This is a genomic window from Tsukamurella sp. M9C (genome assembly GCF_020169415.1).
GTDB lineage: Bacteria > Actinomycetota > Actinomycetes > Mycobacteriales > Mycobacteriaceae > Tsukamurella.
This window is the reverse complement of the sequence record NZ_JAIULG010000052.1, coordinates 25,498-36,510: the sequence shown is the minus strand read 5'-3', so window position 1 is coordinate 36,510 and position 11,013 is coordinate 25,498. Positions and strand designations below refer to the sequence as shown.

The following is an 11,013-nucleotide window of genomic DNA, read 5'->3' as shown; positions in this document are numbered from 1 at the left end:
GGTTCTGGTCCTCCCCGGAGTACGGCCCGGACCTCGCCGAGATCCGCGAGATCGCCCTCCTCGCCCGCTGACCTCCGCGCCCCACCACCGCCCTCGCCGCCCGCGGGTTGGCCGAATGCGCCCGCCGCGCGACGCGCCCCGCTACTGTGATCGCAACATCGGGGTTCGGGGGGACCACATGGGTACATCTGCGCTCCGCGCGTTCCAGGCGGGCATCGCGTCGCTGGGGATCGGGATCGGCGAGTTCGAGGCGGTCCCGCGCGACGCCGCGCTCGCGCGCCGCGCCTTCGAGGCCGCCACCACCGCCGATCCGGGCATGGCCGACGCCTGGCTGGGCCGCGCCGCCGCCGGGGAGAACACCGCCGAGGTGCTCGCCGCACTGCACCGCACCGCCGAGTCGCTCGGCGCCGCCGCCCGTCGCGTCGGGCTCGCGCCGGGCGCGCTGACCGGAACGTTCGCCACCGGGCTCTACGTCGACTACCCGCTGCGCGACGCCGCCACCGCGCACGTCGCCTACGCCGCGCGCCTGCTCGCCGACGGTGCGCCCGAGGAGGCCGAGCGCGTCCTCGACGCCGCCGCGTCGTGCCCCATCGCGCGGTACCAGAGCGCGGTCGTCGCCGCCCGGTCCCGACGGTGGCCGGACGCCCTGACCGCGCTCGACGGCCACGCGGACTGGGACGACACCGTGCTCTCGGCCGCGGCGGCCACCGTCGCCGGCTCCGCGGCCGCGCAACTCGGCCGGTTCGCCGAGGCCGCCCGGCTGCTGACGGTCGCGGCCGAGGGGCCGGTGCCCGGCGCCGCCGCTGCGGCCCGCTACTGCCACGCCCTCGTGCTGCGCGAGCAGGGCGACGAGGACCGGGCCCGAGAGCTGCTGGAGCGGGCGGCACCGTCGTACCCGCCGGCGGAGGCGGCGCTGCGCGACCCGGGCCACCGCCTGGTGCTCGACGCGCCGGAGGCCCCCGGCCCTGCCGCGGAAGCGCCCGGCGCCGGCGACGAGCTGCTGGCCGCGGCCGCCGACGAGTTGGAGCGGCAGGTGGGGCTGCGCGAGGTGAAGGAGCAGGTCACCCGCCTGCGCACCACGATGCAGCTGGCGAAGGTGCGCGCCGACCGCGGCCTGTCGAGCGGGAGCCGCTCGCTGCACCTCGCCTTCACCGGCCCGCCCGGCACGGGCAAGACGACGGTGGCGCGCATCGTCGCGCGGATGTACCGCGGGCTCGGGCTGCTGGCGACCGACACCGTGGTCGAGTGCTCCCGGCGCGACCTGGTGGGCCAGTACCTCGGCGCCACCGCCCAGAAGACCTCCGCGGTGATCGACTCCGCGCTGGACGGCGTGCTCTTCATCGACGAGGCCTACACGCTCGTCCAGGAGGGCCTGACCGGCGGCGATGCCTTCGGCCAGGAGGCGATCGACACGCTGCTGGCGCGGATGGAGAACGACCGCGACCGGCTGGTGGTGATCGTGGCGGGCTACGACGCCGAGATCGACCGGTTCCTGGGCTCGAACGAGGGCCTGGCCTCGCGGTTCGCGCGGCGCATCCGGTTCCCCGGCTACAGCCCCGGCGAGCTCGCCGAGATCGGCGCCGCGATGGCCCGCTCGCGCGACGCGCTGCTCACCGGCGAAGCCGCGGAAGTGCTGGAGGTCTGCTGCGCCGGCGTCGCCGACCGGCTGGACCGCCTCGGGAACGGCCGCTTCGTACGGAACGTCATCGAGGCGGCCGAGGAGGAGCGGGAGCTGCGGCTCGCCGACTCCGGCGTGGACCTCGCCGGCGTCGACGAGGCCGTGCTCATGCGGATCGAGGCGGCCGACATGGCGCGGGCCCTCGACGGGGTGCTCGGCGCCGCGGTCTGACCCGACTCGCTCAGCGGGACTCGGCGACGTTAGCGGCGTAGGCGTCGCTGTTAGACGGCCCGGTCCCGGTCATCATCACCTCGTCGGCGAGCCGGTCGGCGGCCTCCAAGTCGATCCCGGTCTCCCGCTGGCTGTGCACCAGGAAGATCTCTCCGCCGAGCGAGGGCTCGTCGCCCGCGTAGACCATGCACTCGACGACGATGAGGTCGGTCTCCGCCTTGACGACGTGCGACGTCAACCGCACCCCCAGGCTGAGGACGTCGCCGACGTGCAGCGGGCGCAGGTAGGTGAAGGCCTGGCCGGCGTGCAGGATCGCGGAAAGGTTGCAGCCCGGGATGGCCTTCCCGACCACCCCGGACGCGGCCTGCAGCATCGGGGCGCCGAGCATGGTGGCCGGCACCGCCACGTCGTCGGGGAGGCGGCGGCTGACCGCGTAGGGGACGTCCCAGCTGCGGGTGGCGCGGGCGAAGGACCGCACCGTTTCCGCGCCGATCTCGTAGGCATCGGGGAACCACAGTTCCCATTCGTCGGCGACGGCCACGGTCACTCCTCGAGGGCTCTGCCCTCGTTCAGCGGTGGAGGGACGCACAAGGATAACCACAGGTCGGGTGCGATCCCAAACACAACACAGCCCTCTGACAACACGACGTGTCACGTGGCGCCCGCCTCGGTGACACGGCGCTCGTTCGGCACTAGCGTCGAGGGCATGTGGAGGACGAACTCACTGCGCGTCGCCGTCGTCGGCGCCGGCATCGGCGGGCTGGCGGTGGCCTCCGGCCTGCAGCGCGCCGGCGCCGAGGTGATCGTCCTGGAACAGGCCGCGCGCTTCCTGCCCCGCGGCTCCGGACTCTCGTTGTTCTCCAACGGTTTCGCCGCTCTCCGCTCGCTCGGCCTGGAGGAGCGGGTGCGGGCGGTCGTGGCCGACGGTCCGCCGTCCGTCCCGTACGGCACCCGCCGCGCGGACGGCACCCGGCTGGGCCTCTTCTCGCCCGCCACCGTCGCCGAGCTGCGCGTGGTGGACCGCACCGACCTGCACCGCGCCCTGCTCCAGGACCTGGCCCCGGACACCGTCCGGCCGGGCATCCGGGTGGAGGGCCTCAGCCGGGAGACGCTGGACCTGGGTCCGAGCGGCCTGCTCGAGGACTGGCACGTCCTGATCGGCGCCGACGGCATCCGAAGCCGGGTGCGCGGCAGCCACGCCGGCGACCCGGGCGCGGCGTACTGCGGATACGGCGCCTGGCGGGGCATCACCGACGGTCCCGTCGCGCTGACCGACAGCGGGGAGAGCTTCGGCCGGGGCGAGCGGTTCGGTTACGTCCCGCTCGCCGACGGCCGCGTCTACTGGTTCGCGGTGCGGCCCGCCGCCGACGATGACCTGCCCGAACCCGGAGAACTCCTCGAGCGCTACCGGGACTGGCACGACCCGATCCCCGATCTGCTCGCAGCGACAGCCCCGGAGCGCATCGGCTACCAGCCCATCGAACGGCTCGCGCACCCGCTGCGCACCTACGCGCGCGGCCCGGCGGCGCTGGTCGGCGACGCGGCGCACGCCATGCCGCCCACCCTGGGGCAGGGCGCGAACCTGGCGCTGGAGGACGCGGCCGTGCTGGTCTCGCTGCTCCGGCCGATCGCGCGGGATCACGATCCCCGCGACATCCCGACCAAGCTCGCCGCCTACGACAAGGCCCGGCGGCCGCGCACGCAGTCCATCGCGCGGCAGGCGCACCTGCTGGGCGCCGCGCTGCAGGCGCCCACGCCGCTCCTCGCCCGCGGGCGCGACCTGGCGATGCGGGCCGCCCCGAACCGGATGATGGACCGGGTCTTCCGCAGCGCGCAGCGCTGGTCGCCGCCCGACTGAGGGCCCTCGCCCGACGACGCGCCGCGCCCCGGTTCGAGGCGCGGCGCTCGCCGCTAGAGCAGGGGGATCGCGTCGAGGACGCCGCTGAGCAGTCCGCCGCCGGAGTCCGAGCCCGACGAGGTGGACGCGCCCGGGACGGAGGCCGAGACACCCGCGTCCGCGGACGAAGCCCCGCCGCCCACACTTGATCCACCCGCGCCGCTCGTCCCCGTGGATGCGGACCCGCCCGACCCGGTCGACGTCACTCCGCCGGCGGTGCCGGTGGTGCCCTCGGCGCTCGAGCCGGTGGATCCGGTCCCCGCGAGCGACGCGGCGGTGTCGCGCTCCGAACCGGCCGACGACGCACTCCCGGCGGCGCCCGAGCCCGCGACCTGGGCGGTCGAATCCGCGTCGAGTGGGCCGACTCCCGTCGCGACCGAGCCCGCGCCGCCGGAGGCGTCCGGGGCGCCCGCTCCGCCGGTGGCGGCGGGAACCGCGCGACCACCACCCGCGGCGGAGGGCCCCTGCGGTGCCGCACCCTGCGGCGCGGTGCCCTGCGGTGCCACGCCCTGCGGGGCAGTGGCGCCCTGGGGGGCGGTGCGGCCCGCGCCGCCTCCGGGGCCCGTGCTCGCGCCGGTTCCGCCGGCACCCGATCCGCCGCCCTGCTGGGCCGCGCCGACGGGCTGCCCTGCGGCGCCCTGCTGCCCGGCGCCACCCTGGGCCGTGGCGGCCTGCGCACCGCCGCCGCCCGCGCCGCTCGTGCGGCCCGAGGCGCCGGGCTTGCCCGGACCCGCCGGTTGCACGGGGGCGGGCGGCTTCGAGGGGTCGCCACCCGCCTGGGCGGTGCCCGCGCCGAGCCAGATCGAACCCACCGCGACGGCGGCGGCCGCCGATGCGGTCATCCGCGTCACCGATGCGGCCGTCCCGGTGTTCTTACGGTGCCGCCCCTGATACCTGGACATGAATTCTCCTTCTCCCATCGCGCACGACCATTCCTTCGAGCGGGCGAACGGGCGTCCACAGCGCAGCACCGATCACCGTGCGCCTGCGGCACGGCCGCGGCACACGGATGAGAAGCATTGGAGTGAAAAAGATTTCAGAGGTGGTTGCTATGGCTACCGATTCGACCCACCTCTGAGCAAACACGACCGGGCGAGCGGATTCCAGGAAACACGGGTAACGAAAACAACACGATGTGAACGCGACCACAATGCGCGGAAAGCGACTTCGGCAACTCTCTTCCCCAGCGTGAAGAACAGGGTGTTTCGCGGTAGTAATTTTTCCGATCACACCCGGCAACCGCGCCTATCACGAGCCCGGGCGCCGCCGGCCGGCCGTTGCCTGGGCCATTCCCGCCACAATCAGTACACCGTACGTTTTGGCATCGCCGCGGCGTCGCCGCGCGTGCGACACCGGGCCACTCGCTGTCTCGACGTTGCGGTCCCGGCAGGGCCGGCGCCCGAACCTCGTTGCGGCCCCATCGAATCGGCGACGCCCCGGACCCGCCGGCCGGACGCCGGCTCACGGTCGCGCGGTCGCGTCCGCGTCGGCCGACCGCGAGCCCTCGGCGTCCCGGTTCTCCGGCAACGGCTCGAACGCGGTCTCGCGCAGACGGGATGAGCAGAGGGCCAGCACACCGAGAGTGACGGCGAGGTATCCGACGACGCCGATCCAGTGACCGTCGAAGGCGATCAGCAGCCACGTGGCGGTACCGGCGGCGGTCGCCCCGCCGATCGCGGATCCGACCTGGTACGTCGCCGAGATGGCGGTGTAGCGGACCTCCCGCGGGAACTGCTCGCCGAGGAACGCCGGGATCGGCCCCTGGGCCGCGCCGACCACGAACCCGGACACGACGCTGATCGCGTAGGTCGCGGCCAGGTGGTGCAGCGGAACGATCGCGAAGTACGCGACGTAGACGGCCAGGATGAGGCCCGCGCCCCCGATCATCACCTTCTTGCGTCCGATCCGGTCCGACAGCAGCGCGAAGAACGCCGCCCCGGGGATCAGGGCGATCGCGCCGGCCAGGCTGATGAGGAGGTTGTCGGTGTCGCCGTAGCCGATCTCGGTCATGTAGGTGAGCATGAACACCGAGGTGACGTAGGCCAGCGTGATGTACCCGAAGGAGATGCCCACCGCGCACAGCACCACCGCGGGGAACCGGCGCAGCACGGTGAAGATGGGCAGCGGCTGCGCCTTCCGGTCTTCGCCGGGATGGGGCGCCGACTCCTGCGGGGCGCGCAACCGCATCACGAGACCGAAGACCACGAGCACGCCGCCGAGCAGGAACGGGATCCGCCAGGCACCACCGGCCAGCCCGGCCCCGGAGATCGCATCGCCCGAGAGCGCACTGACCAAGGTGAACACCGCGATGCCGAGCACCGTCCCGATCCCGATCCCCACGCTGGTGAAGCTGCCCCAGAGACCGCGCCGGTCGTCGGGCGCGCTCTCGATCCCGATCAGGGCCGCACCGCCCCACTCGCCGCCCGCCGCGAAGCCCTGCACGATGCGCACCAGCACGAGCAGCACCGGGGCGAGCATCCCGACGCTGTCCGCCGTCGGCAGGCAGCCGAGGACGAAGGTCGACAGGCCCATGACCAGCAGGGTCAGGATGAGCATCGGGCGCCGGCCCACCTTGTCGCCGAAGTGGCCGATCACGAGGCCGCCGAGGGGCCGGGCGAGGAAGCCCGCCCCGAACGTGAGGAAGGAGACCAGGGTGCCCACCATGGGGCTGAGGTCGGGGAAGAAGATCTTCGGGAAGACGAGCGCCGCGGCGAGCCCGTAGATCGAGAAGTCGTAGTACTCCATCGCGGTGCCGAAGCCGGAGACGGTGAAGATCTTCCGCGCGGACGGGCGCGCGGAGTGCTGGTGGGTTGCCATGGTCGAAGTCCGATCAGAAGGTGAGGAGGCCGAGTTCTGCGGCCTCGAAGGGGGTTCCGGCCCGGTAGGACAGCGCGAAGGCGTCCAGGTCCAGGGCGACGGTGAGGAGGGTGCTCCACTGCTCGATGAGCGGGAGCGAGACGTCGGGGCGCATGATCTGGGGCGCCGTACCGTCGGCCGCGAGGGCCTTCGCGCGCGCCTGGCCGGTGCCGGCGCACAGGTCCGCCCGCCGGGCGGCCATGTCGTCCATCCGCAGGTCGGTGGACGATTCCACGCGCGGGATCGTGTCCCCCGCCGCCAGTTCCGGGTCGAGGAAGTGGTTGGTGTGGAACAGCCAGCCGTCCTCACCCGGGCGGACGACCGCCGTTCCCGCGCGGCACATCTCGATGCTCGCGGCCCGGCCGTGCCGGTCGGCGACGGTCAACACCGTCGACGCGCTGACCCGCGCGCTCCGGACGAGGTCGACGGCGTGGTCGACGCCCGTCGCCTCCTCGATGACGCGGCGTGCGACCGCGTGCACCGGCACGCCCGGGGCGCCCCCGTCCGAGCGGTGGTTGAGGATGTTGAAGTGGACGCCGACACCGGCGTCGTTGAGGCCGATCTTGCCGGACACGCCGAACTCGGTGAACAGTTTGAACCGCAGGCCTGTGTTCCCGACCCCCGCCAGCAGGAGCCCGTCCGGCGCGAGGTGGTCGTGCCAGTCCCAGGTCTGGAGGGTCTCGGGCGCCGCGCCGGGGACGGCCCGCACCATCGTCGAGCACTCCCCCTCGCGCGACGGCGCGGTGCGCGCGAGGATCTCGGTGCGGGCGTCGAGGAGGGCGACCGCGGCGAGGGACGTCCCCGCGCCGGCGGCGAGTCCGTCGACCTCGGCGGCGAGGTGCGGAGCCCAGGCGGCCAGTTCGTCGTGGCTCGCGGCCGCGACCTCGGCGACCACGCCCGGGGCGATCCCGAGTTCCGCGAAGTGGGCCGCGTAGAGCGCGCTGATGCGCCGGATCCGCGGCGCGAAGCGGGCGCCCCTGGCACGGCCGGCCGCAGCGCCGGTCGGGGTCGTCGTGATGTCGGTGTAGAGCTGCACCCGGTCCTCTTCTCGATCGTGCGCGACGCCCGGCGCCGCGACTGTGATCCAGACCATAGAAAAGTTAAACGTTTAATACAACGGGTTCCGCCCGTAGGATTCCGAGGATGCGGCGACGGGGCTTGACCATCAGGGACGTGGCGGCCCGCGCCGGCGTCTCGACCGCCGCGGTCTCCCAGGCGCTCAACGGCACCGGCACGCTGTCGGCGGCGACGCGGGCGCGGATCGTCGAGGTCGCGGAGGAGATGGGCTACCAGGCCGACGCCATCGCCCGCGGCCTGCAGGGCGCCCGGCTCGGCGCGGTCGGCCTGGTCTTCCGCTCGCTGGACGCGCTCGAGGACTACAACCCCGAGGGCGTGGACGTCTTCTCCCGCATCGCCGGGATGCTCAGCGTCGAGCTGCTCGAGCGCGGCAGGGGCGTCATGCTGCTGCGCGACCTCGTCACGCATGCCGCCCCGCCGCTCGCCTATTCGATGGACGGCTACATCGTGGTGAACCCGCACCACGACGACCCGGTGCTCCGGCGACTCGACGAGCGCGGCCTGTCCTACGTCACCATCGGGCGCGACCCGGGCCGCCCCGACCGGGTCGACTGGGTCTCCACGGACGACGACGCCGGGATGACGCGGATGCTCGACCACCTCGCGGACGCCGACGCCCGGCGCATCCTGCTCGTCCGCGGCACCGACCCGAACGCATGGAACATCGACAGCGAGAACGCCTTCCGACGCTGGTGCGCCGAGACCGGCCGCGCCGATCCGGTGGTCGTCACCGTGCCGGAACGGGCCGGGGTCGACGGGGGCCGCACCTTCGCCGGCGCCCTGGCCGACGGCGCGCACGGCCCCCTGCCGGACGCGATCGTCTGCATGACGGGCCGGCACGCCGCGGGCACCGTCGCCGCGCTCGCCGAGCGCGGGATCCGTGTTCCCGACGCGCTGCTCGTCGCCACCATGTCCGATTCCGAGCACTCCCGCACCGCGACCCCGTCGATCACCTGCATGACCGGGGCGGTGAAGGACGAGGTGCGCGCGACCGTCGCGATGCTGCTCGCGATCCTGGCGGGAGCCCCGCCCGGGGAGCCGGCGCAGATCCACACCGAGGTCGTCGTCCGGGCGTCGACGGTGCCGCCGCGGCCACCGGACGACTGACCCCCGGCGCGCGGGATCGCAGGGGCAGGCGCATAATTCGTTCATGTCCTTCGCTCATCGAAGCGTTTCGGAGCTGGTCGGCCAGGCGGTCGGCGATCCGCTCGCGCCGTTCGCGCTCCGGCCCGAGAAGCAGCACGTCATCGCTCCCGGCGGGGACGCGGTGGTGGGCTACGCGATGCGGCTCGGCGTGGTGGTCGCGAGCGGCGACCCCGTCGGCCTCACCGCCGAGGCCCGCGCCGCGGCGATCGCGGAGTTCGTGCGGCGCGCCGGGCGCCGGCCGATCGCGGTCCTCGGCGCGGGCGAGGCGTACCGCCCGCTCTGGGAGGCGCACGGCCTGCGGGCCGTGCCGATCGGCCGCGACGTCGTGATCGACACCGGATCCTTCGACCTCGTGGGCCGACGGTTCCGCAACCTGCGGCAGGCGGTCTCCCGCACCCGCAACGCGGGCGTCACCGTCGAGATCGTGCGGGAGGGCGACGTCGCCGACCTGGACCGGCAGGCCGTCCGCCGGATGGAGACCCTCGCGGGGCACGATCCCACCCGCGGCTTCTCGATGATCCTGGGGCGCATGCTCGACGGCACCACGCCCGACGGGGTGTTCGCCCTCGCCCGGACGGCGAACGGCACCGTCTGCGCCGCGCACCGGTACCTGCCCGCCGGGCCCGAGGACCTCTCGCTGGACCTGCCGCTGCGCGCGCGGCGCGCGCCCAACGGGGTGGACGAGCGGCTGACGCTGGAGACCGTGGCGTGGGCGCGGGACCACGGCTACAAGCGCGTTTCGCTCGCCTTCGCGCCCTTCCCCGACCTGTTCGCCGACGACGCGACGGCCCTGCGGCACCCGTGGGCCCGGGCCGCGGCCCGGCGGGCCGTGCACGCCTTCGACCCGCTCCTGCACGTCGAGCGGCTGTACCGGTACCTGCGCAAGTACCGTTCGTTCGGTCAGGAGCGCGCGGTCCTGCTGCGGCCGCGCCAGGTCGCCCGGGTCGCGGCCGCGCTGATCCTGCTCGAGTTCGGCCGCTACGGCCGGGGCGGCCGACTCTGAACCGGCGCCGCGCCGTCAGGCCCGTGGAAGGCGGTCCTGCGCGCCGTCGACACCGAGGATTCTGCGACCGTAGGTCGTCACCAGCGCGGCGCGTTCGGCTCCGCGCGGGGCGCCCGGCGTGCACGCGAGCTGGTTGACCGCGGTGATCGCCGCCATCACCGCGACGCGCCGCGCGGCGGGATCGGCGTCATCGACGCTGCCGTACAGGTGGACCCATTCGCCGACGTAGGCCCGCTGAGGCTCGATGAGGACTGCGCTCTCCCGCTCGGCGAGCTCGCCGATCTCGGAGACGATCGCCTGCGTCATCCCGGGGTGGCGCACCGCGAAGCCCGCGTACCGCCCCACGATCGCGTGGAGCGCAACACCGGGGTCGTCGGTGGCGGCGAGTACCTCGTCGAGATCCACCTGGACGAAACCGTTGGCGCGATGCAGGGCCGAGGAGAGGATCTCCTCCTTACTGGCGAAGTGGTTGTAGAGGCTCGACGGCGCGAGGTCGACCGCGGCGGCGATGTCCTCCAGCGCGACCCCGTCGTAAGTCCGGGCCGCGAACAGCTCGACCGCGGCAGCGAGGATCTGCTCACGCTTGGCGATCCGGGCGAGGCCTCGCGGCGCGGCGACGGACGGCGAGTCGGCAGCGAGCGGGCCCGTCGCGGCGCGGGACACCAAGGCGGACAGGAGCGAGCGCATCGGCGGCTCGGTCGACTCCGTGGCGTGCATCGCCGTGCTGAGCAGGACGCCGAGCACCGCGATCGATCGAGCCCTCGCCCCGGCACCGTCGCCCTGCGCCGCGACCGCCGCGTCGAGGTCCGCCAGGAGGGACTCGCGGACCGCAGCGACGGCGTCCGCCGGGAGGTAGCGGGCCTCCCGGATCCACAGCCGGCCCGCAGCCCGGTGCGCGAGCGTCCGGTCGATCAGGGGTCCGAACCGGTCCGCCTCCGACCCCGCAGCGAGCGCCTCCCGCAGGCCCTGGACGTAGCCCTCGAAGGCCGCCGCGAGCATCGCCTCCTTGTTGGCGAAGTGCCGGTACAGGGCGGACGGGCGCACGCCCACGGCCTCGGCGACGGTGCTCATCGCGACGTTCTCGTAGCCGCGGGCCGCGAACGCCGCGGCGGCGGCATCGATGATCAGCTCGCGCCTGTTGGCCGGCCGCGAGCGCACCACCGATGTCGTCTCCATGGCGTCCAA

9 protein-coding genes are annotated in these 11,013 nt (G+C 74.1%); 4 read left to right on the top strand and 5 right to left on the bottom strand.

What is annotated here, in order from left to right; genetic code table 11:
* The first annotated feature begins 178 nt into the window (after positions 1 to 178).
* Positions 179 to 1,849, top strand: coding sequence for a type VII secretion AAA-ATPase EccA (gene eccA, locus LB823_RS19840; RefSeq protein WP_224650534.1), 1,671 nt, complete (start codon positions 179 to 181; stop codon positions 1,847 to 1,849).
* Positions 1,850 to 1,859: 10 nt separating this feature from the next.
* Here eccA and LB823_RS19835 read toward each other — a convergent pair whose 3' ends face one another.
* Complete coding sequence (locus LB823_RS19835; RefSeq protein ID WP_224650532.1) at positions 1,860 to 2,390, bottom strand: MaoC family dehydratase N-terminal domain-containing protein; 531 nt, start codon at positions 2,388 to 2,390, stop codon at positions 1,860 to 1,862.
* 165 nt (positions 2,391 to 2,555) lie between these two features.
* On the opposite strand from LB823_RS19835, the gene LB823_RS19830 reads away from it, so the two are divergent.
* Positions 2,556 to 3,707, top strand: a complete 1,152-nt coding sequence (locus LB823_RS19830; RefSeq protein ID WP_224650529.1) for an FAD-dependent monooxygenase — start codon at positions 2,556 to 2,558, stop codon at positions 3,705 to 3,707.
* 53 nt (positions 3,708 to 3,760) lie between these two features.
* Here the strand turns inward: LB823_RS19830 and LB823_RS23920 are convergent, their stop codons facing one another.
* From LB823_RS23920 to LB823_RS19815, 3 genes are all read right to left on the bottom strand, one after another.
* Positions 3,761 to 4,648 carry a hypothetical protein gene (locus LB823_RS23920; protein ID WP_304941295.1) on the bottom strand — a complete coding sequence of 296 codons (888 nt, stop codon included), beginning with the start codon at positions 4,646 to 4,648 and terminating at the stop codon, positions 3,761 to 3,763.
* Between the two features lie 559 nt (positions 4,649 to 5,207).
* Positions 5,208 to 6,563, bottom strand: a complete 1,356-nt coding sequence (locus LB823_RS19820) for an MFS transporter (protein WP_224650527.1) — start codon at positions 6,561 to 6,563, stop codon at positions 5,208 to 5,210.
* A 13-nt stretch (positions 6,564 to 6,576) separates the two neighbouring features.
* Positions 6,577 to 7,695: a C45 family peptidase gene (locus tag LB823_RS19815; protein ID WP_224650524.1), complete on the bottom strand. Its 1,119-nt coding sequence runs from the start codon at positions 7,693 to 7,695 to the stop codon at positions 6,577 to 6,579.
* Positions 7,696 to 7,760: 65 nt separating this feature from the next.
* Between LB823_RS19815 and LB823_RS19810 the strand changes: the two genes are divergently transcribed.
* Positions 7,761 to 8,786 (top strand): LacI family DNA-binding transcriptional regulator, encoded by a 1,026-nt coding sequence (locus LB823_RS19810; protein ID WP_224650522.1) that lies wholly within the window; start codon positions 7,761 to 7,763, stop codon positions 8,784 to 8,786.
* Between the two features lie 43 nt (positions 8,787 to 8,829).
* Positions 8,830 to 9,828 carry a phosphatidylglycerol lysyltransferase domain-containing protein gene (locus LB823_RS19805; RefSeq protein ID WP_224650520.1) on the top strand — a complete coding sequence of 333 codons (999 nt, stop codon included), beginning with the start codon at positions 8,830 to 8,832 and terminating at the stop codon, positions 9,826 to 9,828.
* Between the two features lie 15 nt (positions 9,829 to 9,843).
* Here LB823_RS19805 and LB823_RS19800 read toward each other — a convergent pair whose 3' ends face one another.
* Positions 9,844 to 11,004: a TetR/AcrR family transcriptional regulator gene (locus LB823_RS19800; RefSeq protein ID WP_224650518.1), complete on the bottom strand. Its 1,161-nt coding sequence runs from the start codon at positions 11,002 to 11,004 to the stop codon at positions 9,844 to 9,846.
* Between the last annotated feature and the right edge of the window lie 9 nt (positions 11,005 to 11,013).

Excerpts from the sequence above, each read along its gene's own strand:
- eccA (WP_224650534.1), top strand. The coding sequence starts at position 179 with ATGGGTACATCTGCGCTCCGCGCGTTCCAGGCGGGCATCGCGTCGCTG.
- LB823_RS19830 (WP_224650529.1), top strand. The coding sequence starts at position 2,556 with ATGTGGAGGACGAACTCACTGCGCGTCGCCGTCGTCGGCGCCGGCATC.
- LB823_RS23920 (WP_304941295.1), bottom strand. The coding sequence starts at position 4,648 with ATGTCCAGGTATCAGGGGCGGCACCGTAAGAACACCGGGACGGCCGCA.
- LB823_RS19820 (WP_224650527.1), bottom strand. The coding sequence starts at position 6,563 with ATGGCAACCCACCAGCACTCCGCGCGCCCGTCCGCGCGGAAGATCTTC.
- LB823_RS19815 (WP_224650524.1), bottom strand. The coding sequence starts at position 7,695 with ATGGTCTGGATCACAGTCGCGGCGCCGGGCGTCGCGCACGATCGAGAA.
- LB823_RS19805 (WP_224650520.1), top strand. The coding sequence starts at position 8,830 with ATGTCCTTCGCTCATCGAAGCGTTTCGGAGCTGGTCGGCCAGGCGGTC.
- LB823_RS19800 (WP_224650518.1), bottom strand. The coding sequence starts at position 11,004 with ATGGAGACGACATCGGTGGTGCGCTCGCGGCCGGCCAACAGGCGCGAG.